This is a genomic window from Bacillus cereus group sp. BfR-BA-01316 (assembly GCF_022664195.1).
In the GTDB taxonomy this organism is placed as follows: Bacteria; Bacillota; Bacilli; order Bacillales; family Bacillaceae_G; genus Bacillus_A.
Genome location: NZ_JAKUGX010000004.1, coordinates 1 through 23,337 on the forward strand (window position 1 = coordinate 1; position 23,337 = coordinate 23,337).

A 23,337-nucleotide genomic window follows, 5' to 3' on the forward strand; every position below is an offset into this window, starting at 1 on the left:
GAATCAACTACAGCAACCGCACATGGATCAGTCGCAACAACCACATATGAATCAACTACAGCAACCGCACATGGATCAGTCGCAACAACCACATATGAATCAACCGCAGCAACCGCATATGAGTCAGCCGCAGCAAATGTATACGAATCAACCACAGCAAGCGTATATGAATTCACAAAACTACATGTCGCCAGCTCAATATGTAAATCAACAAGCTATGTTTTATCCACCAAAACAACCATATCCAACGATGAATAAACAAAAGCAACAGCAACAGCAACCAAGTCAGTTTTCTAGTTTTGTTTCACAATTTAAATCATCAGATGGTAACTACGATGTAAATAAAATGATGAACACAGCTGGACAAATGATGAACGCGATGAATCAAGTAACAGGGATTGTTAAGCAAGTCGGGGGCTTTTTTGGTAAATAATATTAGGGGGTTGTCTATAATAGGTATTACGTATGAAATTGGATACTAGACAAATTTCCATAAAATAAATGGGTATATATAACAAGCGGCTTTACCCCCTCGCTCATATTGTAAAGTGTAGTCAGATTTTTTTAATGAGAGAGGAGAGAAAAAACTATGCATCATTGTCATCCTTGCTTTGGAGGGCATAAGCCTGTAGGACCTATTTGTACGACAGCTCCTGTCATTCATCCAACGAAACAGTGCGTAACACATTCTTTTTCAACAACGGTGGTGCCACACATTTTTCCAACTCATACAACGCATGTTCATCATCAACAAATTAAAAATCAAAGCTTCTTCCCACAAACAAACTCGAACGTAAACGTTGTAGATCCTGGTGATCCAGGATTTGTTGGTGGATTTGGCGGCGGATCTGTTGGTGGATTTGGCGGTGGATCTGTTGGTGGATTTGGCGGTGGATGTGGACCATGTGGTCATGGTCATCACCACGGTCATCAAATATCACCATTTGGACCAGGACCGAATGTGTCACCATTTGGACCAAATATGGGACCAAACATTGGTGGAATGTTCAAAAAGTAAATGATATGTTAGAACTAGCAAAATGCTAGTTCTTTTTTTATAATTGGAGTGTTGATATGAAAGTTGTTGCTGTAACAGGATATAAGCCATTTGAACTTGGAATATTTAAAAATGATCATCCAGGAGTAGATTGTATAAAAAAGGCGTTGCATCGCAAATTAACCGCTTTTGTAGAAGAAGGTTTGGAATGGGTTATTATAAGTGGTCAATTAGGAGTAGAGCTATGGGCTGCTGAAGTTGTTTTTGAGATTCAAGTAGAATATCCAAATTTAAAATTAGCGATATTTACTCCTTTTTTAGAACAAGAGGAAAATTGGAAGGAAGATAATCGTGAATATTACGAATTTATTCTTTCACAAGCAGATCATATTGATAGTATTACGAAACGGAAGTACGAAAGCCCAGAGCAATTTAAATTAAAGAATCAATTTTTTATTGAAAAAAGCGATGCACTTTTAGCTGTATATGATGAAGAAAAGCCTGGGAGCCCTAAATATATTGTAGAAGCAGCTAAGAAAAAAGGAGAAATAGAAAATTATCACAGTTATTTCATTCTTTTTTCTGATTTACAAGATATAATGGAAGAGGAACAGTGGAATAATGCAGAGTGATATGTAATATAGTGCTCGTATATTTGATTGACAAAAGGCATTGTTTCTGAAAAAATTTAGTTAATGAAAGTTTTGGCAAAAATTTGAGGTGAAGAAAATGATTTCGGATAAAATTAAATTAACGGCGAAAGATATTTTAGAAAAAGAGTTTAAAACAGGTATGAGAGGTTATCAACAAGAAGAAGTAGATAAGTTTCTTGATATGATTATTAAAGATTATGAAGCTTTTCATAAGGAATTTGATCAATTAAAACAACAAAATGCTCGTTTGAAACGTGAATTAGAAGAACAAAAAGTAGTGGCAACACAAGTTCCGCAACAACCGGTACAAACACCAGTTGCACAACCTGTATATAACAATACGAATACGGATATTTTAAAACGTCTATCTAATTTAGAAAAAGCTGTATTTGGAAGTAAGTTATACGAATAATGTAAGGTGGTAAAAAGGTTAAAGCATTTACATAGAAAAAAACATTGCAAAATCTTTTTGTTTCCACTATACTAATGTTTGTCATAACGTTTGGGTAATCGCTGCAACGCCAACGTTGTAGAGGAAAGTCCATGCTCGCACAGCCTGAGATGGTTGTAGTGTTCGTGCCTAGCCAAGTCATAAGCTAGGGTATTCTGGCTGTAAGGCTGGTTTAACGGCAGGGAAAAAACCTAAGTCCTTTCGGATATGGTTTGACTACCTTTAAAGTGCCACAGTGACGAAGTCCTTGAAGAAATGATAGGAGTGGAACGAGGTAAACCCCACGAGCGAGAAACCCAAATAATGGTAGGGGAATCTTTTCCAAGGAAATGAACGATGGAAAAGGACAGGTTTTCGTAACCTGTAGATAGATGATTACCACCGGAGTACGAGGCGTGGGCCGTTTGCAGTACAAAGGAACAGAACATGGCTTACAGAACGTTATGAACCAACTATGAAATAACTCAGCTCTCCTTTGTAAGAGGAGGGCTTTTTATTTGTATGAAGTTATAAATTGTGAGTTAAAATGGTAAATGAGAAAAATTTTCGTAATATGTAATAATTAATAGGACAACATGTTATTAATTATTGTTTGATTATACATAAGAGGTGAATGCAAATGGGAAAAGTTACTTTAATTGCAACAGCGGCAATGGGTATTGAAGCGTTAGTTGCCCGAGAAGTTCGCGATCTTGGTTATGAATGTGAAGTGGAAAACGGCAAGGTAACGTTTGAAGCAGACGAAAAAGCGATTTGTCGTACGAATTTATGGTTACGTACTGCAGATCGTGTGAAAATTAAAGTCGGCGAATTTAAAGCAACAACATTCGATGAGTTATTTGAAAAAACAAAAGCGTTAAACTGGGGAGATTATATTCCAGAGAATGGAGAATTCCCTGTTATTGGGAAATCTTTGAAATCAACATTATTTAGCGTTTCAGACTGCCAACGTATTGTTAAAAAGGCTGTTGTTGAGAAATTAAAAACAACGTATAGACGCACAACTTGGTTTGAAGAAGATGGTCCGTTATTCCGTATTGAAATTGCAATGTTGAAAGATATTGCAACGTTAACAATCGATGCGAGTGGTGTAGGTCTTCATAAACGTGGATACCGTCTCGAGCAAGGTGAAGCACCTTTAAAAGAAACATTAGCTGCGTCTTTAATTAAGTTAACAAACTGGAAGCCGGATCGTCCTTTCGTTGATCCTTTCTGTGGATCTGGTACAATTCCAATTGAAGCTGCATTAATTGGACAAAATATTGCACCAGGATTTAACCGAGGCTTTGCATCGGATGAATGGGGCTGGATTGGTAAACAAAATTGGCGCGAAGCTCGTCAAGAAGCTGAAGATTTAGCAAATTATAATCAACCACTGCAAATCATTGGATCAGATATCGATCACCGTATGATAAGAGTTGCCCAAGATAACGCAGAAGAAGTTGGATTAGGGGATCTTATATCATTTAAACAAATGCAAGTAAAAGATTTCACGACAAAAGAGGAATATGGCTATGTTGTAACGAATCCTCCATACGGAGAACGTTTAAGTGAAAGAGCGCTTGTTGAAAAATTATATAAAGAAACGGGAGAGGTATTCCGCCCATTAGATACATGGTCAATGTATTTATTAACAAGTTATGAAGCATTTGAGAAGTGTTACGGAAAAGATGCATCGAAGAAGCGTAAGTTGTTTAACGGCTTTATCCGTACAGATTACTACCAATACTTTGGAAAACGTCCACCGCGTAACTCATAGTATAAAACTCCTCCAGCGCGCATATACTGGCTATTATGTAATGCGTAAAAGGAGGAAGCGAAATGGATGGTTTCCAATTATCAATGATTCAAAAGGCTATTCACCGTACGTATGATGAGCTCGGAAAAGAAGTGGATAGTCAAGGTGCGATTGTAGATGAAATACAAAAAGCGCAGGAAGAATATTTGTCAGCTCTTTCGCATGAAACAGCGATTGATAAACGTTATTTAAGGTCATTAATATAGAAAAAAATTTTCCTTTTTCGAAAGGGAATTTTTTTTTCGTGTATTTCTATGTATTGCAACAAGGGAAAGCAACTGCATACATGTGAGTAGCAGTTGCTATATCTTTTTATAGAAAAACTGTTTGGTTGGAGGCTAAGGATGTTTACTGAGAATAGGTTACCATTTGAAGTAGGAAAACAAGATAATTTTTATGATAAGTTGAATGAGTGGATTGGAGATGTGTTTTACGACATCCTTCCAGAAAAAGGCTTTGAAGAGCGTGATGAACAGATTTTTATGGCGTTTCAGTTAGAGCGCGCTTTCCAAGAGAAGAAAGTTATGTTTGCAGAAGCAGGTGTAGGAACAGGGAAAACAATTGTATATCTTCTATATGCAATTTGTTATGCACGTTATACAGGGAAGCCAGCTATTATCGCTTGTGCAGATGAAACGTTAATTGAGCAGCTTGTGAAAGAAGAAGGAGACATTGCTAAGTTATCTGAAGCATTAGGGCTATCTGTTGATGTTAGACTTGCGAAATCAATGGATAATTATTTATGTTTGCGTAAACTTGAAGATGTTATGAGTGGACGAGCTCCAGAAGTAATTGAAGATGTATATTACGAATTACCTCAGTTCGTATTCGATCATGGTACGATGCAGAACTTTACTCACTATGGTGATCGAAAAGAATTTCCACTGTTAAATGACGAGGAATGGTCAAAGGTAAACTGGGATTACTTCCAAGATTGCTTCACTTGTGATTCTCGTCATCGTTGTGGTCAAACACTTTCTCGTGAACATTATCGTAAAGCTGCAGATTTAATTATTTGTTCTCAAGACTTCTATATGGATCATATTTGGACATATGATGCACGTAAACGTGAAGGGCAAATTCCATTGTTACCTGAAAGTAGCTGTGTTGTATTTGATGAAGGGCATCTTGTAGAGTATGCAGCGCAAAAAGCTTTAACATATCGTTTAAAGCAAACGATGATGGAACAACTTTTAACGAGATTGTTACAAAATGATATCCGTGAAGAGTTTGCACATTTAGTAGAAGAAACAATTTGGCAAACTGAACGATTCTTTGAGGTACTACAAGAGAATAAAAAGGAAATTGAAGGTTCCGATCGTTTAGAAATTAAAGTTACGGAAAAAGTAACTGCTGAGGCAGAACGACTTTATGCAAAAATTGGTGAAGTTGGTGACGCATTAGTATTTGAAAGCGAAATGTATACAGTAAACACATACGATTTAAATATTGTTGATGAGCATTTAGATGTGTTAGAGCATTCACTTCGTCTTTTCATGCACGAGAAAAATGTAATTACGTGGGGTGAGGAAGGTGATGGTGCCTTCACGTTAGTTATTATGCCGCGTGCAGTTGAAGAAGTGTTACAAGAAAAAGTATTCTCGAAGAAGATTCCGTATATTTTCTCTTCTGCGACATTATCGGACAATGATTCGTTTGCATTTACTGCAAATAGCCTAGGGGTAAAAGATTACTTATCATTCTCAGTTGCTTCACCGTTTGATTATGAAGAACAAATGGCAGTGAACTTACTCTCTTATACGAAAGAAAATGAATGGGAAAGAAAGTGTCAATATACACTTGAAAATATACAGAAAACAAATGGACGTACGCTCGTATTATTCCGTACAATGCAAGAACTTGCAGCGTTTAAAGAGTATGTAAGTAAAGAGCAAATGTCGGTTCCGTTCTTATATGAAGGGGATCAAGAAATTAGTCAGCTCGTTTCTCGTTTCCAAAATGAAGAAGAGACAGTACTTTGTGCGGTTCATTTATGGGAAGGTTTAGATATTCCTGGTTCATCATTATCACATGTTATTATTTGGTCATTACCATTCCCTCCAAACGATCCTGTGTTTGAGGCGAAGCGTAAACATGTGAATGATCCATTCTGGGACGTAGATGTGCCTTATATGATTTTACGTCTTCGCCAAGGAATTGGACGTTTAATTCGTACAAGTGAAGATAAAGGTGCTATATCATTATTCTTATCAGATAATGAAGATGAAAAAGTGATAGAAGCAGTGAAGAAAGTGCTTCCGGTAGAAGGAAAAGTACTTTAAACGAAAAGATGTTGTAGGGAAAAGTTTGGCACTTGCCAAGCTTTTTTTCTATTAGAAAAGGAATTTATGTTTTAATGTCGAAATAAGGTTGAGGTAGAAAAAGGAGGTTTTTTATACTATGACAGTTGCTACATATGAAGTAGAAAAACAATTTTTAGCATATGTGAAGAAGATAGAGAATTATGGAGAAGCATTAAGCTTAATGTTTTGGGATTTAAGAACAGGTGCACCAAAGCAAGGAGTGGACCAGCGTTCAGAAGTAATTGGAATGCTTTCATCCGAAGTGTTTGCGATGTCGACTTCAGATGAGATGGGGAACTATTTAACTGAACTAGAATCTTTAATTGTTGAAAATAAACTTTCTGAAACGACAAAGAAAATGGTTGAAGAGTGTCGTAAAGAATATGATAGAAATAAGAAAATTCCACAAGCGGAATATGAAGCGTATGTGAAATTAGAAGCGAAAGCGGAAAGTGTATGGGAAGAAGCACGCGAAAAATCTGACTTCGAAATGTTCCGTCCGTATTTAGAAAAAATTGTTGAATTCAAAAAGAATTTTATTGCATATTGGGGTTACGAAACGTACAAATATAACACGCTATTAGACATGTATGAGCCGGGAATCACAGTAGAAGTGTTAGATCATGTATTTGGTCAACTACGTGAACGTATCGTTCCGCTTGTGAAAGAAATTTCTGAGTCCAAAAAAGAATTAAAAACAAATGCTTTATCCGAACATTTTTCAAAAGAAAAACAAAAGAATTTTACTTTAGAGTTATTAAAACAATTGAACTATAACTTTGAAGCGGGTCGTCTTGATGAAACGGTACATCCTTTTGAAATTACATTAAATAGAGGGGATGTTCGTATTACGACTCGTTACGATGAGAAAGACTTCCGTATGGCTGTTTTCGGCACGATTCATGAATGTGGTCATGCTGTATATGAGCAAAATGTTGCAGAGGAACTAGAAGGAACACCGCTTTGCAGTGGAACATCAATGGGAATTCACGAGTCACAATCGTTATTCTTTGAAAACTTCATTGGCCGTAATAAGTCGTTTTGGAAGAAAAACTATGATTTGTTAAAGCGATATAGTGACGATCAATTTGACGGCGTATCGGTAGATGAGTTTTATGATGCGATTAATGAGTCAAAACCATCCTTTATCCGTATAGAAGCAGATGAACTTACATATCCGCTTCATGTTATGGTTCGCTATGAGCTGGAGAAAGAATTATTTGATGGCATATTGCAAGTAAAGGACTTACCAGCGGCATGGAATGATAAGATGGAAACTTATTTAGGTATTCGTCCAGAGAATGATGCACAAGGTGTATTACAAGACGTTCACTGGGCTGGTGGTTCATTTGGATATTTCCCATCTTATGCGCTTGGTTATATGTATGCAGCGCAATTTAAACATAGGATGCTAAAGGATATTCCGAACTTTGATGCATTATTAGAAGAAGGAAACGTGACACCAATTCGTGAATGGTTAACAGAGAATATTCACCAATATGGCAAAACGAAAAAACCACTTGAAATTTTAAAAGATGTGACAGGTGAAGGTTTAAATGCAAACTACTTAGCTGATTATTTGGAAGCTAAATATAAAGAGATTTATGAGTTATAAAACAGGAGCTGCTTAATTGCAGCTCTTTTTTATGAGGGAGTGAGAGAAATGGGCTATATGTTTATAGTAATGTCGCAAGCGGAAGCGGAAGAAATTGCATACAACTGGCATTATGAAGGGGAGTATTCTTTTTATGATATAGAAGCAGATCAAGAAGATTTAGTGGACTTTTTAAATGCTCATATGAGAGGAAATACTACATTTGTCGTGAAAGAAAACGATATTATAATTGGCTTCTTTAGTTTTTGTAAAATAAATAATCAAACGGTTGATATAGGACTTGGAATGAGACCTGATATAACAGGCAATGGATTAGGTTTACAGTTCGTAAAAGCTGGATTAGATTTTAGTAAAGAAAAATATAACTGTGACTATATAACATTATCGGTAGCGGCATTTAATGAAAGGGCAATCAAAGTATATAAAAAAGCAGGATTCGAAGCAGTTGGAACGTTTATTCAAAAAACGAATGGCAGTTGTTTTGAGTTTTTGAAAATGAACTATATATGTAAAAATGATTAAGAAACAGAAGGGGGCTTCTGTTTTTTTTATTTTGATGTAGAAATAAATGATGTTTGTTTTTGTACTTGATGTAGTTAGAAGTTTTGAAATTTTGGAAGAGGATGTGTATGATTGAAGTTTAGTAGCAAATAGCAAGTTTAGTAAGGAGAGGTAGAGGTAGTATGATTACAATTAAAACGAAAAATGAAATAGATTTGATGCATGAATCGGGGAAGTTACTAGCTTCTTGTCATAGAGAAATCGCAAAAATGATGAAACCAGGTATCACTACACAAGAAATTGATACGTTTGTTGAAGCATATTTAGAAGAGCATGGTGCCAGGTCCGAACAGAAAGGGTATAACGATTATCCATACGCAATATGTGCATCTGTGAACAATGAAATGTGTCATGGGTTTCCAACAGATGTTCCTTTAAGTGAAGGAGATATTGTGACAATTGACATGGTAGTAAACTTAAATGGTGCACTCTCGGATTCTGCATGGACGTATATAGTTGGAGATACTTCTGATGAAGCAAAAAGGTTATTGTTAGTAGCAGAGAGTGCTTTATATAAAGGGATTGAGCAAGCGATAAGTGGTAATCATGTTGGAGATATTGGATACGCAATTGAAAGTTATGTAGCTTCTGAAGGGTTTTCTGTTGCAAGAGACTTTACGGGACACGGAATTGGTAAAGAAATTCATGAGGAACCAGCAATTTTTCATTTTGGTAAGCCAAGGCAAGGGCCAGAATTACAAGAAGGAATGGTAATTACAATTGAACCTATTGTAAATGCCGGTATGCGATATTCTAAAGTAGATTTAAACGGATGGACTGCAAGGACGATGGATGGGAAATTATCTGCACAATATGAGCATACAATTGCGATTACGAAGGATGGGCCTATCATATTAACGACGTTATAATATGAAATGTAAGAGTTTGAAAAACTCGAACGAAAATGGTGTTTTCATAAAATTTGTACGTGTTTTTACGATAAATGCTTTTCAAAGTGAAAAAAGTGCGTTATAATCCTTCTATAAATAAATAAGTTAGCTACACTCATATAATCGCGGGGATATGGCCTGCAAGTTTCTACCGAAGTACCGTAAATACTTTGACTATGAGTGAGGACGAATATATTTGCTTGTTTAGCATTCTTTTTTGCGAAACTCCAAAAGCACGTCTCTCACTTGTAACGAGTGGTGGCGGCTTTTGGAGTTTTTTATTTGCATAAGAGGAGGAACAAACATGAAAGTATTACAAGAAAAGATTTTGAACGAAGGCAAGGTTTTATCTGGTGATGTATTAAAGGTAGATGCATTTTTAAATCATCAAATTGATCCAGTACTTATGCAAGAAATCGGAAAAGAATTTGCTAAGCGTTTTAAAGAAGAGAACATTACAAAAATCGTGACGATTGAATCTTCAGGCATTGCGCCAGCAGTTATGGCTGCTTTAGAGCTTGGTGTAAAAGTAGTTTTTGCAAGAAAGCGTAAATCGTTAACGTTACAAGATAATATGTATGTTGCGAAAGTATACTCATTTACAAAACAAGAAACGAACGAGATCTCATTATCTCGAAATCATATTGATGAAAATGATCATGTACTAATTATTGATGACTTTTTAGCAAACGGTCAGGCTGCTTTAGGTTTAATGAGCTTAGTAGAGCAAGCCGGGGCAAGTATTGCTGGAATTGGCATTGTTATTGAAAAAGCATTTCAAGATGGAGGAAAGAAGCTGCGTGAACAGGGCGTTCGTGTTAAATCACTAGCAGAAATTGCATCACTTGATAACGGCACAGTTACATTTGTACAGCAAGAAACTGCGGAGGTGAACTAACAATGAAGCAGCACCCATTTAAAATCGCATCGCTCGGCATTCAGCACATGCTTGCAATGTACGCTGGCGCAATTATTGTTCCACTTATTGTCGGCGGGGGACTTGGTTTAAATCAACAAGAATTAACGTATTTAGTATCCATTGATTTATTAATGTGCGGCGTTGCAACGATTTTACAAGCATTATCAAATCGCTTTTTCGGTATTGGGCTTCCGGTTGTACTTGGTTGTACATTTACAGCGGTTGGACCGATGATTGCAATTGGTAAACAATATGGCGTGTCCTCTATATATGGAGCAATTATTGCTGCGGGATTATTTGTTGTTATTTTCGCGAAATTATTTGGGAAACTTGTAAAACTGTTTCCTCCTGTTGTAACAGGATCTGTCGTTACAGTAATTGGGGTTACACTTGTTCCAGCAGCAATTAATGATATGGCTGGGGGAGTAGGAAGTAAAGACTTTGGAAGTCTTGAAAACTTAGCATTAGCATTTGGTGTTTTATTATTTATCATTATTATGTATCGTTTCTTTGACGGATTTATCCGTTCAATCTCTATATTACTTGGTCTTTTGTTCGGTACAATCGTTGCAGCATTTATGGGGAAAGTAAGCTTGCAAGCGGTTGGAGAGGCAGACTGGTTCCACGGCATTCAGCCATTTTACTTCGGTACACCAACATTTGAATTAACGCCAATTATTACGATGATTCTCGTTGCTTGCGTAGGGATTGTGGAAGCAACAGGTGTATATTTTGCATTATCTGATATTTGCAATAAAAAGATCGGTGAAAAAGAATTAACAAAAGGCTATCGCGCAGAAGGATTAGCAATGGTTCTAGGTGGTATTTTTAACGCGTTTCCATACACAACATATTCTCAAAACGTAGGCCTTGTTCAATTAACTGGAGTAAGAAATCGCGTTATTATCTATACTTGTGGTGGTATGTTAATCGCTCTTGGGTTTATTCCTAAAATTGCAGCCATTACAACAATTATTCCGAAATCAGTACTTGGCGGTGCGATGTTAGCAATGTTCGGCATGGTAATGGCGTATGGCATTAAAATGTTAAGCAGTGTTGATTTTGGAAAACAAGAGAATTTATTAATCGTTGCATGTTCTGTCGGAATCGGACTTGGTGTTACAGTCGTTCCAACGTTATTCTCACAGCTTCCGGAAAACATTCGTATTTTAACAGATAACGGAATTGTACTTGGAAGTGCATCAGCAGTACTTTTAAATATTGTATTTAATATGGTGCCGCAGCGTAAAGTGAAAGTAAAAGAAGAGCCAGTTTCTATGCAAAGTGCAGTAAGAGAAGCATAAAAAAGCAAGGTCTCATCAAGAGACCTTGCTTTTCTTTTTAAGGGGCATCATCTTTCCGTACGTACCAAGGCGCCATATATATTCAAGCGGCCCGTATTGGTAGCGAGAAAGCCACCAGCGGCTAATAAAGATTTGTAACGTATAAAAGCCGATGCAAAATAGTGGTCCCACCCATAATGGAGCAGGATAATAATTTTTGAACAATAGACCGAATACAAGTAACGTAACAATTGTATGCGAGATGTAATTTGTTAACGCCATTCGTCCGACATATTGGAATGGTCGTAATAATTTTTGCCATCTTTCTTTTTGTAATAAACGCATCAGTGTAAAAATGTAAAAGATGAATAATGTTTTTCCGCTTATCATCGTAATGCCCATAAGGGTAAATGGTGTATAAGGTTGGTTGTTAATAAAGAAGTGAATCATAATAAACCACATTGGCAATGTTAAAATGAACATAATTATTTGCCATTTTTTTAGTTTTGGATCTAATTCTTTTGCACGACGGAAAATATCTTTTTTACCAGCGTATAATCCGAGTAAAAACAACCCTAGTGTTTCAGGAAGCATAATGAAACTGTTTCCTAATGCTTCCGAATAGAATGAATGGAATCTGTCTTCGATTTGTAAGCCACAGTTTTCTAACGGTATAATTGCTGAGGAAAGGTCTAATTCATTTAAAGGCACTAGTGCCATTAGAAGAGAACCTAATAATGTGAACAATTGCATGAAACTTAATAGTACAATTGACCATATTAAAATAGTACGTGGCTCTCTCTTGTAAAATAGAAATAAGAAAAACCCAGTGATTGCATAAGTATGTAAGATGTCTCCATCCCATAAAAGAACGTAGTGCAAGAAACCAAATAATAATAAAATGAGAAGACGGCGAACAAACAAAGTTTTTGGACGATCTGTTTTCGCCTCAGCACGATTCATAAAGATATAAAAACCTAATCCGAATAAAAACGAAAAAATAGTATAAAATTTCGTTTGAATAAACATATCGTAAAATAGGCGGATGTAGCTGTCTACTCCTTCGTAAATCCCTGAAATTTCACTTGAGTCAACTCCGGCAATAACTGGCCAGTTAACAAGAAAAATACCAAGTACAGCTATTCCTCTAATAATATCGATAGAGTGTATCCTCTCGCCTTGCGTGAGATTTTGTGTCATTATTTTCCTCCTTGTTAAGTAATTCCCTTTTATTATACAAAATGTAAAGGGGAGGGTATATAGGTTATTTCCAATTTTTAAAACTGTTAAGATGTGTATTATGAGATATAATAAGAGTGCACAGCAAGTTTTAAACTTCTTTAAAACAGGCAGTAAAGCTCCTTTTCCCGAAGGAGCTTTCTTTTTTAGAAAATTGTTGATAATGATTCTCTTTAATGATAAAATGTATTCAAAAGTGATAATCATTATCAAAAAAGGTTGGTGTGTTAATATGGTGTATGCACTTGTTGCAGGAACGATTGCTATATATGTTGGTGTTACAAAGTATGTATTAAATGGAGTAGGAACAACAAAATGAATAATATTACATAAAATCCCTTTCATTTGTAAAAAGAATGAAAGGGATTTTTTATTTTTGATGTGAATATGCTGAAAATTTAGTATGATAATAAAGTGAAACTTTAATCAGCGGGGAGGTCTATCCCTCACTGATTATTAGCCCGCACGAAACGGGTTTTTACTGCCCACAAATAGCGGGATAAAGTATATACATCTTGGATAAAGGGGAACAAGGGGATGACAAACATAGTACAGACAAACGGTATGAAAAAACTTGTTTGTTTTTATGAAGAGTGGCAAAAAAACGGCGATGTAGAGAATAGTTTGAAGTTGTTTGAAGTGATTCAAAAATATAAACAAGAGCAGCTTATGCTAGCTTTTTGTGGTCATTTTTCTGCGGGGAAATCGACAATGATGAATCACCTATATAAAGCGCAATTATTACCGACAAGTCCGATTCCAACGAGTGCTAACGTCGTTAAAATTGAAAGAGGATCTGATCGCGTTGTTGTAACGATTAAGTCTGGAGAACAGTATGAATATGACGGCGCATATTCAGCAGAAGAATTAAAACAAATATGTAAAGACGGTGATGAAGTAATTGGTGTTCATATTTATCGAAATGATGCGCCAATTCCTGATGGGGTTATGTTAGTTGATACGCCCGGAATTGATTCTACGGATGATGCCCACCAATTAGCGACAGAATCAACACTGCATCTAGCAGATGTTATTTTCTATATGATGGATTATAACCATGTCCAATCAGAGGTTAACTTACAATTTGTGAAAGAATTGAAACAACGTAATAAAACGGTTTATCTCGTTGTAAACCAAATAGATAAACATAAAGAAAATGAACTATCGTTTGAAGAGTATAGAGATAGTGTAAAACAGTCTTTTTCTAACTGGGATATAGAAGTAGATGGTATTTTTTATACATCGTTACGAATGATGAATCATCCGTACAATGAAATTCAAAGATTAGAAGTATTAATTTCTTCAATTATGAAAGAAAAAGAGCAGTATGTAAGGAATGGAATGGAGCGAGAAACAGAATATTTACTGCAAGAACATTGCTCGTTCATACTTTCTGAAAATGAAAAATATCTCATGAAATATGAAGAAGAATTGACATCACTGCTTTCCCTGTCAGAGATAGTCGAAAAGAAAGAAGAGTTAACTGAAAATAAAAATCGCGCGGCTAGTAAAGAATCCGATGTGAGAAATGAGTTTATAAAAGGTTTACAAGCTATATTAGATAACGCGTATTTAATGCCATTTGAAATGAGAGAATTGGCAAACGGGTATTTAGAAACGAAATTAACGAAGTTTAAAGTTGGTTTGTTATTTGCGAAAGGAAAGACGGAGCAAGAAAAGCAAAGACGTGTAGATGTTTTTTATTCTGTTCTTCAAAAGACTGTTGAAACGCAACTTGATTTTCATGTGAAAGAATTTATTGTAGCCTTCTTAAAAGAAGAAGGGTTATTTACAGAAGAAATAGGGAAAGACATATATGCGTTAGAGATTGCTTTCGGACCGGAAGTGTTGGCTGAAACAATTAAACAAGGGGCTGGATTTACCGGTGATTACTTACTTCTTTATACTGCTGACGTTGCAAATGAGTTAAAGAAAAGATACTTTATGAAATCTCAGCAAATTTTTGAAAAAAGTATGGATGCATTGCAGAAGAAAGTGAAGATAGAGATTGCTCGTATTGAAGAAGAAATTGAAAAATATACGATGTTACAAACAGCGAAAGAAACGAAATTACAATACATTAAGACGTATGAGGAATATGAGGGCTATTTACAAGATGTTTGGTATGATCGTGTTTCTACGCCAGATGGATTGCGAATAGACGAAATATTACAAAGTGAAAAACAAGTTGTTAGTGAGAAGTTTACACTACAAGAGCAAGAAATTGTAAATGATAACGTAGCGGCTAGTGAAGAAGAGATTAAAGGAACGAAAGCTTTAAATATTCAGCGTATATTAGAAAAAGTGAAGAAAGCTGAAACGATATTAGATCCATTGCCTACACTTAAACATTTACAGCAAGAAGTAGTTAGTAAAAGAAAGCGCGTGGAAACGAAGCAATTTACAGTAGCATTATTTGGAGCTTTTAGTGCAGGTAAATCATCATTTGCCAATGCATTACTTGGTGAAAAGGTACTTCCTGTATCACCAAATCCAACGACAGCAACAATAAATCAAATTTTGCCAGTTACAGAAGACAAACCACATGGAACGGTAATTGTGCAGTTTAAGTCAGAGCAAGCACTATTTGAAGATATGAAAGCCGTTTATAAAATGTTTCACTATGAAATTGCTACGTTGGAAGAAGCGCTAACACAAATTGATAAAATTATGAAATATCCTTCACCAAGCGGGAAGCAAAAAACAACATTTAGCTTTTTACGAGCGGTACAAAAAGGGTATGGGGCAGTTGCTGCTCATTTAGGTGAACAAGTACAAGTTACGTTAGAGGAGTTCTCTGATTATGTAGCAAATGAAGAAAAATCATGTTTTGTTGAGTATATGGAGCTTTATTATGATTGTGCTTTAACAAGGCAAGGGGTAGCTCTTGTGGATACACCAGGGGCTGATTCTATTAATGCTCGTCACACTGATGTTGCATTCCAATATATAAAGAATGCGGATGCTATTTTATTCGTAACATACTATAACCATGTTTTCTCTCGTGCAGATCGTGAATTTTTAATTCAGCTCGGTCGTGTAAAAGATACGTTCGCGCTTGATAAAATGTTCTTCTTAATTAATGCAGCCGATTTAGCTCAATCTGAAGAAGAGCTTGAAATGGTAAAAGGTTATATTGCGGATCAGCTTTTACAATATGGTATTAGAAATCCACGCTTATTTGCAATTTCAAGTTTATGTGCACTCGAAGAAAAACAAGGGAAAAGTATTGATAAAGAAAAGTATGGTATTTTACAAAACTCTGGGATTGCTAAGTTTGAAGAATCATTTACGTCCTTTATGATGAGGGATTTAATGCTTGTATCTGTGCATGCTTTATATGGTGCATTGCAAGGAGCGAATCAGCTTCTTGTAAATATGATAAATGGCGCGAAGCAGGGAAATGATGAGAAAGAGAAGCAAACAAAAAAATATGAAGCAGAGCGTGATCAGCTACTTCATATTATTTCATCATATAGTGTACTTGCTGAAGAGCAAGCAATGCAAAATGAAGTGAAAGAATTACTTTATTATGTACACCAACGTCTATTTTTACGCTATAACGATGTGTTTACTGAATTTATTAATCCGGCTTCGTTACGAACAGATGGAAATGTGAAAATGCAGTTGCAACAATGTGTAATGGAATTAGTTTCATTTATTCAACATGATTTATTACAAGAAATGCGTGCGACATCATTACGTCTTGAAAAATGGATAGATGAAGCGATGAAGTGTGCAAAGGATGAAATTATTGTGAATTGCAAAGTGGAAAATGAATCGATTTCTATGGGTGGAACAGTGGATTATGAATATAAAGTTATTACACATAAAGAGCCGTTTCCTTCAATAGAAATAAAAGATTTTAAAAAGGCACTAGCACATTTTAAAAATGAGAAAAGCTTTTTTGAAAAAAATGATAAAGCTTTTATGCAAGAAGACGCTAAAGGAGTGTTAGAACCTTTCGTATCAAACTATGTAGTTGATGAAGAAGATTTATTCGTTCATCATTATAAGCAAGAGTGGGATGCAAAATGGAACCTATTCCAAAAAGTGATGCAGCAAGATGTTGAGAATTATTATGAAAGTATATTATTCGCTTTAGCTGAAACAATTGATGTATCACTATACGAACAAAGTAAAGAAGAGCTACAAAAGCAGTTAGTAGAAATTGAAAAAGAAATTTATATTAAATAGCTGTTATGAAAAAAAGATTCGTTCAATTTTCTTTTGTAGTACAGTATCTAAAGATTTTACAAAACCTGCAAACTCATCAGTAGAAATCATATGGGTAAGAACTAAGCGTCTGCCGTCTGGTGTTTCACCGCATAAGACGAATGAAGAGAACTCATACGTTTTGTTTTCTACTACTAATTTTGGATAGGAATATGTGTCGCTCTTCTTTTTCTTTCCATCAATAGAGATGACGTTGCATTTTTTCTCATTGTTGTCCATGGTGAATCCCTCCTTTCTATTATCTATGGTAGACAAGGGGGGTTTAGAACAATAGAGAAGGAGGAATTTTTATGTCTGTTGTAATAGAGCGGATTTCGAAAGAAGCTATACCGAAATCTATATTGCTTCTTGCTGATCCAAGTGAAAGTCAAATTAATGCATATGTACAAAGAGGACTTATGTATGTAGCTAAACAAGAAGAAAGAGTTATCGGTGTCTATGTGCTTTTGGAAACAAGACCAAAGACGATGGAAATTATGAATATTGCGATTGTAGAACATATGCAAGGAAAAGGTATTGGTAAGAAGTTATTGTTGCATGCAATAGAAACAGCTAAAGAATATAATATGTACAAGCTTGAAGTTGGTACAGGTAATTCTAGCGTTTCACAACTTGCGTTATATCAAAAATGTGGATTTCGGATTTTTTCTATTGATTTTGATTACTTTTCGAAGCATTATGAAGAAGAGATTATTGAAAATGGAATTGTATGTCGTGATATGATTCGGCTTGCAATGGAATTAAACAAATAAGTATAAATTATTTAGGGGGAAGAGAAGATGGAAGTACATAAAGCAATTACAGCACATTCTCGTAAACAAAATGAGATTGTAAAAATATTTTTACAATTAGATGCGCAACGCGAAGCAGCGATTGAGGCTACGATCGCACTTGCATCAAATGGAAAACATTTCTCAGTTGATGCAATTAATATGGTAACACAGCAAATTAATGACCTTGCAAAACGCGGCGTTGCGCCGCAGCGTAAACTTGTTACAACAGATATGGTTATGGAGTATGTAGGTCGCGTGCACGAGAAAGAAGGGCGTTAAGGATGATTGTTACAGTCGAATGGTTGCGTGAGCATTTAGAAGATGAACATGTCCGTATAGTCGATTGTCGTTTTGATTTAGCGAATCCAAATTGGGGTAAAGAGAAGTATGAGGAAGAACATATTCCTCATGCGTTATATTTTGATTTAAATTTAGATTTATCAAGTTCTGTAATAGAACATGGTGGTCGCCATCCATTACCAAGTATAGAGCAGTTTGCAGACAAGCTTTCACAAGCTGGAATTGATGAACATACGACAGTAATTGCGTATGATAGTCAAGCTGGTGCAATGGCTTCTCGTTTATGGTGGTTATTAAACTATGTAGGACATGAGAAAGTGTATATATTAGACGGTGGATTTCCAGCTTGGAAAGAGAATGGATTACAAACAACGTCGAATATCCCAGCTATTGCACGAAAACCTTTTATACCGGAAATACAAGAAAGTATGCTTGTAACGATGGAAGATGTGAGAGGGAAAATTGGTGCAGATGCACATATGACATTAATTGATTCTAGGGAACCAAAACGTTATGCTGGTGCGGAAGAACTCGTTGATTCAAAGGCAGGGCATATTCCGACGGCAGTAAACTATTTTTGGAAAGATGGAATTTTAGAATCGGGACACTTTAAAAACGAAGAGGAACAGCAAGGGCGTTTCCAAAATCTTGATAAAGAGAAGGAAACAATCGTATATTGTGGTTCTGGTGTTACAGCGTGTCCGAACATAGTTGCATTAAAATTAGCTGGTTTTCAAAATGTTAAATTGTATACAGGTAGCTGGAGTGATTGGATTTCTTATCCAGAAAATCAAATTGCAAAAGAAGAAGATTAATCACTTGCATGCAAAAATAATTTGTATTAAAATAAGGTCACAAGCAAGAGATTGCTTCAAAAATATTATATTTTACACATTGGAAACAATGTGATAATATAACGACAAGTAAATAATACATCCTGCGGTGTGCGTAACTTATTTATGTCTAAAACCGATGTTAGTTTTACGGAAGCTCAATATTTAGTGACCATTATCAAGCCTTCCTTGTGGAGGAAGATATACGGTAACTGTGAGGGCATCCACCTGCGAGTAGCGGGTTTTTGGACATTTACGAGGGACGGCACTTGCGGGGGTCTTATTTCAACTAACAGTATATAAAATTCCTACGGTGTACGTAGCTTGTGTATGTCTTAAACCAATAAGTATAATATGGAAGTTCAATATTTAGATGTAGATAGCAGGCCATCTTTTTAAGAAGGAAGTTACAAACATTTGTGAGAACATCCACCTGTGAGAGCAGGTTTATGGACATCTATAGATAACGGCATATGTGGGACTATATAAAAAACCTTACGTTTTATACGTAAGGTTTTTTTGTTGAATAAATATGCTCATGTTATCTCGATTTACCTGTAAAGTTCCCATAATAAATATAGCACTTGCGGTCTTCATCAATTTCTCTTGAATCTAGGGTGAATTCCAAATGTATTCCATCCCGTTGAATATATATAATATCTGAATGGAGAGAGGGTAAGATGTCCTCGTAATTCCACACATCTTTACTTTCTATCATAATTGAGCTTGCTTCCTTTAGTTCTCTAATTTCAAAACCTATGTGCGAGTATGTAGGATCTGAAGGGTCGTTGAAAAAAACTTCTTTTTGTATATATAACACTGCTGTCCCGTCTGGATCTACTGAAGTTGCAGTAACGACATATGTATTTCCATCTTTTATAAAATATTCACAAGTCATGCGCGCGACAATTTCAGAATTAGAAATATTTGCGTAGTTCCATAAAGCCGGATACCCGTTAGTTTCATCATTGAGCCGGTATTCCAATCGCATTTTATCCCTCTTCTTCCTTTTTCTTCTACTTTATCATGACATCTTATATAATAGAAATATAATTGGAAAAGGGGAGTGCAAAGGTGACAAAAACGAAATGGCTAGTAGGTGGTGTCCTGACATCTTTAATGACGGGCACTTTATTTGGCTGTGCGCAAGATATTCCCCCCGAACCGAATGATAATAGTTGTTCTGATTGGGATTGGGATGATGAACTTGGCGTTTGGCAGTGTGATGATAGTAGTTCAGGTTATCGTGGACATTACTTTTATGGTGGTAAATACTATCAAAATAAATCCACCTTCAAAAATTCATCAGAGTTTAAAACTTATCAATCTTCGGCCGAATTTAAAGGTGGAATTGGAAGCGGTTCAAAAGGTGGATTTGGAGGTTAAAATATGTCGCAATACATAAAGAAACGAAAAGAATTTTATTCGAATTATCCGCATTTCTGGTCGAATTTATATGAATGTGAGTATAGTTTGTTTCATGTTTTCCCAATAACAGAGCAAACGATGAAACAATTGCAATTAGCAACTGTACGAATGGGGAAAATATTTTTTAAGACTGCTAGACTTCTTCGGAATTTATCTAATGAACAGCTTCTTGAACTCGGTTTTCCAACTGCAAGTTTGCCTTTTATTAGACTGAAAGGAATGTATCCTGAATCTGTTATTTCACGATTTGATTTTGCTTTAACAGATGATAATCGTATTAAAATGCTTGAGTTTAATAGTGACACGCCAACTTTTATTGTGGAATGCTTTCAAATGAATGGAAAAGTTTGTGAAGAACTTGACTATGATGATCCAAATACAAATCAAGAGCGGTTACTTTCTTCTGGTATTACAAAAGCCGTAATGGAGTTTGCAAAAGGAATGGAAGATCCAAATGTTGTTTTCACAGCTCATCATGAACATATAGAAGATTGGAATACGACTATGTATTTGAGCCAACTATGTCATGTTGAAAATAAAGTGATGCCAATGGCAGAACTTAGAATTACAGCCGATGCTTTAGTAGATAGAGATGGTGTACCAATTGATATTTTGTATCGCCAAACATATCCAATCGAAGACTTGATTGAAGATCAAGATCCCGAAACGGGGGATTTGGTGGGAGTGGAACTCTTGCAACTTGTAAAAGAAGGAAAGCTTTTTATTATAAATCCTTTGTCGTCCTTTTTACTTCAGCCAAAATCAATTCAATGTCTTATTTGGGGATTAGCAGAAGAAGGTGCTTTTTACACAAGTGAGGAACAAAAGTGGATTAAAGAATATATGCTTCCTACATATTTAGAGCCAGATTTATTTTTTGGGAAAAGTCCTTTCGTTCAAAAACCTTCGTTCGGTAGAGAAGGTGACACGATTACGATTCGTGATAAGGATACAAACGTTATGATTCGAAATGCACATGAAACGTATAAATCGTCACTTCCCATATTCCAGAAATATACAGAGCTTCCAGTTTTATTTTTGGAGACTGAAAAAGGAATTGAGAAGCTGTCGTACGTGTTTGGGGCGTTTTTAATTGCTGGAAAAGCGAGCAGCATCGGTATACGTGCTGGAGAAAAAATTACGGGAAATGAATCATATTATTTACCGGTAGGTATTAAGAAGGAGGAAAATAAATGATTAATTTTTTACTATATTTAGCAGTATCACTTGCACTTTTGTGTATCGGTCTTTTTCTTATGGAAGTGACAACGAAAGTTAAGGAATTTAAGTTAATGGCTCAAGGGAATAAAGCGGTAAGCTATGTACTTGGAGGAAGACTACTTGGTCTTGCTATCGTTTTATATTCAACGGCTGCTAATTCTATTTCAATTCTTGATATGGTTTCATGGGGAGCTGTTGGGATATTAGCTCAAATTATTGTCTTTTATTTAGCGGAATGGCTTACACCACGTTTTAATATTAATAAAAGCCTTGAAGAAGATAATCAAGCAGTTGGTCTTTTCTTTATGTTTTTATCACTTTCCATCGGAATTGTAATTGCTGGTTGTGTAACATATTAAAACCCTTACATTTTAACGTAAGGGTTTTATTTTTCATGTGCTAATTTTTTGCAATATGTGTTCAATTAATTTATGTAGCCGAACGCTGAGCAGGATGCGTATTAGTGTACTAAACTCGAGATAGTTGTTGTAATAAGGAAAAGTTTCCATACAAAGTGTTGACATCTATTTTAAATAAGAGTAACATTTTCTATGTAATTAAAATAAGTCTCTGTTAGGTGAGGCTCCTGTATAGAGAAATGCTACTGCCCAAAAATGTCGAGAGACGCCAATGGGTCAACAGGAATGATCGAATTAAGGTTTTTCTTAACGTAGCTGGTAATGAACCTATGCTATACAGTGCTAAAACTCGGCGAGGGAGAGGTCCGTAGATTTCTAATTGTATTATATTAGGAATCGCTTATTTGTGTATGCAATGACCTTTGCTCTCTTATGAGTAAGGGTCTTTTTTGTTAGCAAGCTATGAGTAATTTCATAGTATAGATTATAACTAAAAAATTAAAGAGGAGGTGAGGAGCATGTCAAATTCTGACTCGGTTCCGTTACCCATATACTTCAAATCAAAAATATATGATGTAGGCAGGAAACGACTTGTTCCTCCCTCTATATTTATCATAATGTAGCGTTTATTCGAGTATTTAAGCGCTAGACACTTTCACGGTGAAGTGGATAAATTGAGAAACAAAGCGTTTCTTCCTATGTTGTAAAGGAGGAGACGATAATATGTTATATGTAAATAAAAGTGTGGGTAACACTCCGTATAAATTAAGTAAAAAAGCAATGAAAGAACAAACAATGCTTCAAAAAAATAAAGATCTATTAATTGAAATCGCAACAAGAGATGTAAAATCTGTATTTGCGTATTTTAAAACAACAAGAGACGGACTATCTATGAAAGAGGCACAAAAGCGTATTCAAGTATATGGCCGAAATGAATTAACTTCAAAAAGAGTGCGTATTGCGGAAGTAATGATGAAGCTAAGTGGAATGATCCCAGGTCTTTCAAAACAAAATGTGCGTGATGAATTACAATGTGAAACAGTTACTGTTTCTAGAGTAGCTGGTTGTAGCGTAACAGGGCTAAACAGTGAACTGAAAATGATGAAATTACCAGTACAAGAGCTTGTACCTGGAGATATGATTTTTCTTTCAGAGGGCGATACAGTGCCAGCAGATGTACGTATTACTTATGCAAATGGTTTATTAGTAAATGAATCTATGCTGACAGGAAACGATGCTAGTATTGAGAAATTTGAAAGTTGCTACCATCTTGAACGTAAACGATTTATTCCATTAAAACGGATGAAAGACTATAATCCACTTGAACTTGAAAATGTATGTTTCAAAGGTACGTATATTGTTGGCGGAAATGCAAAGGCTGTAGTTGTTTCGACAGGTAAAAATACGTATTCAGGAATACTTCATACTTGTTGCGGTAGAATGTCTTAATGTGTTAATGATGCTAAATATACAAAAAC

24 protein-coding genes, 3 other RNA genes and 2 riboswitches are annotated in these 23,337 nt (G+C 35.7%); of the genes, 24 read left to right on the forward strand and 3 right to left on the reverse strand.

The features are described from left to right. The 13 genes from MR071_RS04530 to pbuX all read left to right on the forward strand — a co-directional run. The coding region (locus tag MR071_RS04530) for a YppG family protein (protein ID WP_242235194.1) at nt 1-433 on the forward strand (433 nt) is incomplete at its 5' end. A gap of 156 nt (nt 434-589) precedes the next feature. Continuing rightward, entirely contained in the window at nt 590-1,018 is a 429-nt protein-coding gene (locus MR071_RS04535; RefSeq protein WP_242235195.1) for a CotD family spore coat protein, read from the forward strand. Nucleotides 1,019-1,074: 56 nt separating this feature from the next. Then, nucleotides 1,075-1,629 (forward strand): SLOG family protein, encoded by a 555-nt coding sequence (locus MR071_RS04540; protein WP_105583982.1) that lies wholly within the window; start codon nt 1,075-1,077, stop codon nt 1,627-1,629. Nucleotides 1,630-1,726: 97 nt separating this feature from the next. Next, complete coding sequence (gpsB, locus tag MR071_RS04545; RefSeq protein WP_105583981.1) at nt 1,727-2,062, forward strand: cell division regulator GpsB; 336 nt, start codon at nt 1,727-1,729, stop codon at nt 2,060-2,062. Nucleotides 2,063-2,148: 86 nt separating this feature from the next. Continuing rightward, nucleotides 2,149-2,540: RNase P RNA component class B (gene rnpB / locus MR071_RS04550), an RNA gene on the forward strand. A gap of 180 nt (nt 2,541-2,720) precedes the next feature. Then, the gene (locus MR071_RS04555) at nt 2,721-3,860 is read left to right on the forward strand and encodes a THUMP domain-containing class I SAM-dependent RNA methyltransferase (RefSeq protein ID WP_242235197.1); all 1,140 of its coding nucleotides are present in this window, start codon (nt 2,721-2,723) and stop codon (nt 3,858-3,860) included. 62 nt (nt 3,861-3,922) lie between these two features. After that, the gene (locus tag MR071_RS04560) at nt 3,923-4,105 is read left to right on the forward strand and encodes a DUF3921 domain-containing protein (RefSeq protein ID WP_105583979.1); all 183 of its coding nucleotides are present in this window, start codon (nt 3,923-3,925) and stop codon (nt 4,103-4,105) included. Between the two features lie 138 nt (nt 4,106-4,243). Further along, nucleotides 4,244-6,181 (forward strand): ATP-dependent DNA helicase, encoded by a 1,938-nt coding sequence (locus MR071_RS04565; protein ID WP_242235199.1) that lies wholly within the window; start codon nt 4,244-4,246, stop codon nt 6,179-6,181. A 118-nt stretch (nt 6,182-6,299) separates the two neighbouring features. Then, nucleotides 6,300-7,817, forward strand: a complete 1,518-nt coding sequence (gene ypwA / locus MR071_RS04570) for a carboxypeptidase M32 (RefSeq protein ID WP_242235201.1) — start codon at nt 6,300-6,302, stop codon at nt 7,815-7,817. A gap of 48 nt (nt 7,818-7,865) precedes the next feature. Continuing rightward, complete coding sequence (locus MR071_RS04575) at nt 7,866-8,339, forward strand: GNAT family N-acetyltransferase (protein WP_242235203.1); 474 nt, start codon at nt 7,866-7,868, stop codon at nt 8,337-8,339. Between the two features lie 161 nt (nt 8,340-8,500). Next, nucleotides 8,501-9,247, forward strand: coding sequence for a type I methionyl aminopeptidase (locus tag MR071_RS04580; protein ID WP_242235205.1), 747 nt, complete (start codon nt 8,501-8,503; stop codon nt 9,245-9,247). Between the two features lie 116 nt (nt 9,248-9,363). After that, a riboswitch (purine riboswitch) is annotated at nt 9,364-9,465 on the forward strand. A 107-nt stretch (nt 9,466-9,572) separates the two neighbouring features. Then, nucleotides 9,573-10,166, forward strand: a complete 594-nt coding sequence (locus MR071_RS04585; protein ID WP_242235208.1) for a xanthine phosphoribosyltransferase — start codon at nt 9,573-9,575, stop codon at nt 10,164-10,166. 2 nt (nt 10,167-10,168) lie between these two features. Continuing rightward, entirely contained in the window at nt 10,169-11,491 is a 1,323-nt protein-coding gene (pbuX, locus tag MR071_RS04590) for a xanthine permease PbuX (protein ID WP_002158545.1), read from the forward strand. A gap of 15 nt (nt 11,492-11,506) precedes the next feature. Here pbuX and MR071_RS04595 read toward each other — a convergent pair whose 3' ends face one another. Beyond that, entirely contained in the window at nt 11,507-12,670 is a 1,164-nt protein-coding gene (locus tag MR071_RS04595; protein WP_242235210.1) for a DUF418 domain-containing protein, read from the reverse strand. Nucleotides 12,671-12,770: 100 nt separating this feature from the next. Between MR071_RS04595 and MR071_RS04600 the strand changes: the two genes are divergently transcribed. Both MR071_RS04600 and MR071_RS04605 read left to right on the forward strand, forming a co-directional pair. Further along, nucleotides 12,771-13,028 (forward strand): hypothetical protein, encoded by a 258-nt coding sequence (locus MR071_RS04600; RefSeq protein ID WP_002149265.1) that lies wholly within the window; start codon nt 12,771-12,773, stop codon nt 13,026-13,028. A 218-nt stretch (nt 13,029-13,246) separates the two neighbouring features. After that, nucleotides 13,247-16,906, forward strand: coding sequence for a dynamin family protein (locus MR071_RS04605; RefSeq protein WP_242235212.1), 3,660 nt, complete (start codon nt 13,247-13,249; stop codon nt 16,904-16,906). A gap of 3 nt (nt 16,907-16,909) precedes the next feature. Here MR071_RS04605 and MR071_RS04610 read toward each other — a convergent pair whose 3' ends face one another. Next, nucleotides 16,910-17,164, reverse strand: coding sequence for a DUF3931 domain-containing protein (locus MR071_RS04610; protein WP_000369740.1), 255 nt, complete (start codon nt 17,162-17,164; stop codon nt 16,910-16,912). 71 nt (nt 17,165-17,235) lie between these two features. On the opposite strand from MR071_RS04610, the gene MR071_RS04615 reads away from it, so the two are divergent. The 5 genes from MR071_RS04615 (at nt 17,236) to ssrS (MR071_RS04635) (ending at nt 19,337) form a co-directional block, all read left to right on the forward strand. Beyond that, nucleotides 17,236-17,697, forward strand: coding sequence for a GNAT family N-acetyltransferase (locus MR071_RS04615; protein ID WP_242235214.1), 462 nt, complete (start codon nt 17,236-17,238; stop codon nt 17,695-17,697). A gap of 27 nt (nt 17,698-17,724) precedes the next feature. Further along, nucleotides 17,725-17,997, forward strand: coding sequence for a YpbS family protein (locus MR071_RS04620; RefSeq protein WP_105583968.1), 273 nt, complete (start codon nt 17,725-17,727; stop codon nt 17,995-17,997). A gap of 2 nt (nt 17,998-17,999) precedes the next feature. After that, nucleotides 18,000-18,833 carry a sulfurtransferase gene (locus MR071_RS04625; RefSeq protein WP_242235216.1) on the forward strand — a complete coding sequence of 278 codons (834 nt, stop codon included), beginning with the start codon at nt 18,000-18,002 and terminating at the stop codon, nt 18,831-18,833. A 116-nt stretch (nt 18,834-18,949) separates the two neighbouring features. Next, nucleotides 18,950-19,132, forward strand: a non-coding RNA gene (gene ssrS / locus MR071_RS04630) — 6S RNA. Between the two features lie 21 nt (nt 19,133-19,153). Continuing rightward, nucleotides 19,154-19,337, forward strand: a non-coding RNA gene (gene ssrS, locus MR071_RS04635) — 6S RNA. Between the two features lie 55 nt (nt 19,338-19,392). On the opposite strand, the gene MR071_RS04640 is transcribed toward ssrS (MR071_RS04635), so the two are convergent. Continuing rightward, nucleotides 19,393-19,842 carry a hypothetical protein gene (locus MR071_RS04640; protein WP_002158539.1) on the reverse strand — a complete coding sequence of 150 codons (450 nt, stop codon included), beginning with the start codon at nt 19,840-19,842 and terminating at the stop codon, nt 19,393-19,395. A gap of 83 nt (nt 19,843-19,925) precedes the next feature. Here MR071_RS04640 and MR071_RS04645 point away from each other — a divergent pair, with 83 nt between their 5' ends. The 4 genes from MR071_RS04645 to MR071_RS04660 all read left to right on the forward strand — a co-directional run bounded on the left by MR071_RS04645 (nt 19,926) and on the right by MR071_RS04660 (nt 23,308). Then, nucleotides 19,926-20,237, forward strand: coding sequence for a hypothetical protein (locus MR071_RS04645; protein WP_070141568.1), 312 nt, complete (start codon nt 19,926-19,928; stop codon nt 20,235-20,237). A 3-nt stretch (nt 20,238-20,240) separates the two neighbouring features. Further along, on the forward strand, nt 20,241-21,476 hold the full coding sequence (locus tag MR071_RS04650; protein ID WP_242235217.1) for a glutathionylspermidine synthase family protein: 1,236 nt from the start codon (nt 20,241-20,243) through the stop codon (nt 21,474-21,476). After that, on the forward strand, nt 21,473-21,859 hold the full coding sequence (locus tag MR071_RS04655) for a DUF350 domain-containing protein (RefSeq protein WP_242235219.1): 387 nt from the start codon (nt 21,473-21,475) through the stop codon (nt 21,857-21,859). The genes MR071_RS04650 and MR071_RS04655 overlap by 4 nt, the downstream gene beginning before the upstream one ends. 203 nt (nt 21,860-22,062) lie before the next feature. Continuing rightward, nucleotides 22,063-22,228: riboswitch (M-box (ykoK) riboswitch) on the forward strand. 354 nt (nt 22,229-22,582) lie between these two features. After that, a complete protein-coding gene (locus tag MR071_RS04660) occupies nt 22,583-23,308 on the forward strand; it encodes a P-type ATPase actuator domain-containing protein (protein WP_242235221.1) in 726 nt (241 codons plus the stop codon). Nucleotides 23,309-23,337: the final 29 nt, after the last annotated feature.

Excerpts from the sequence above, each read along its gene's own strand:
- MR071_RS04535 (WP_242235195.1), top strand. The coding sequence starts at position 590 with ATGCATCATTGTCATCCTTGCTTTGGAGGGCATAAGCCTGTAGGACCT.
- MR071_RS04540 (WP_105583982.1), top strand. The coding sequence starts at position 1,075 with ATGAAAGTTGTTGCTGTAACAGGATATAAGCCATTTGAACTTGGAATA.
- gpsB (WP_105583981.1), top strand. The coding sequence starts at position 1,727 with ATGATTTCGGATAAAATTAAATTAACGGCGAAAGATATTTTAGAAAAA.
- MR071_RS04555 (WP_242235197.1), top strand. The coding sequence starts at position 2,721 with ATGGGAAAAGTTACTTTAATTGCAACAGCGGCAATGGGTATTGAAGCG.
- MR071_RS04560 (WP_105583979.1), top strand. The coding sequence starts at position 3,923 with ATGGATGGTTTCCAATTATCAATGATTCAAAAGGCTATTCACCGTACG.
- MR071_RS04565 (WP_242235199.1), top strand. The coding sequence starts at position 4,244 with ATGTTTACTGAGAATAGGTTACCATTTGAAGTAGGAAAACAAGATAAT.
- ypwA (WP_242235201.1), top strand. The coding sequence starts at position 6,300 with ATGACAGTTGCTACATATGAAGTAGAAAAACAATTTTTAGCATATGTG.
- MR071_RS04575 (WP_242235203.1), top strand. The coding sequence starts at position 7,866 with ATGGGCTATATGTTTATAGTAATGTCGCAAGCGGAAGCGGAAGAAATT.
- MR071_RS04580 (WP_242235205.1), top strand. The coding sequence starts at position 8,501 with ATGATTACAATTAAAACGAAAAATGAAATAGATTTGATGCATGAATCG.
- MR071_RS04585 (WP_242235208.1), top strand. The coding sequence starts at position 9,573 with ATGAAAGTATTACAAGAAAAGATTTTGAACGAAGGCAAGGTTTTATCT.
- pbuX (WP_002158545.1), top strand. The coding sequence starts at position 10,169 with ATGAAGCAGCACCCATTTAAAATCGCATCGCTCGGCATTCAGCACATG.
- MR071_RS04595 (WP_242235210.1), bottom strand. The coding sequence starts at position 12,670 with ATGACACAAAATCTCACGCAAGGCGAGAGGATACACTCTATCGATATT.
- MR071_RS04600 (WP_002149265.1), top strand. The coding sequence starts at position 12,771 with ATGAGATATAATAAGAGTGCACAGCAAGTTTTAAACTTCTTTAAAACA.
- MR071_RS04605 (WP_242235212.1), top strand. The coding sequence starts at position 13,247 with ATGACAAACATAGTACAGACAAACGGTATGAAAAAACTTGTTTGTTTT.
- MR071_RS04610 (WP_000369740.1), bottom strand. The coding sequence starts at position 17,164 with ATGGACAACAATGAGAAAAAATGCAACGTCATCTCTATTGATGGAAAG.
- MR071_RS04615 (WP_242235214.1), top strand. The coding sequence starts at position 17,236 with ATGTCTGTTGTAATAGAGCGGATTTCGAAAGAAGCTATACCGAAATCT.
- MR071_RS04620 (WP_105583968.1), top strand. The coding sequence starts at position 17,725 with ATGGAAGTACATAAAGCAATTACAGCACATTCTCGTAAACAAAATGAG.
- MR071_RS04625 (WP_242235216.1), top strand. The coding sequence starts at position 18,000 with ATGATTGTTACAGTCGAATGGTTGCGTGAGCATTTAGAAGATGAACAT.
- MR071_RS04640 (WP_002158539.1), bottom strand. The coding sequence starts at position 19,842 with ATGCGATTGGAATACCGGCTCAATGATGAAACTAACGGGTATCCGGCT.
- MR071_RS04650 (WP_242235217.1), top strand. The coding sequence starts at position 20,241 with ATGTCGCAATACATAAAGAAACGAAAAGAATTTTATTCGAATTATCCG.
- MR071_RS04655 (WP_242235219.1), top strand. The coding sequence starts at position 21,473 with ATGATTAATTTTTTACTATATTTAGCAGTATCACTTGCACTTTTGTGT.
- MR071_RS04660 (WP_242235221.1), top strand. The coding sequence starts at position 22,583 with ATGTTATATGTAAATAAAAGTGTGGGTAACACTCCGTATAAATTAAGT.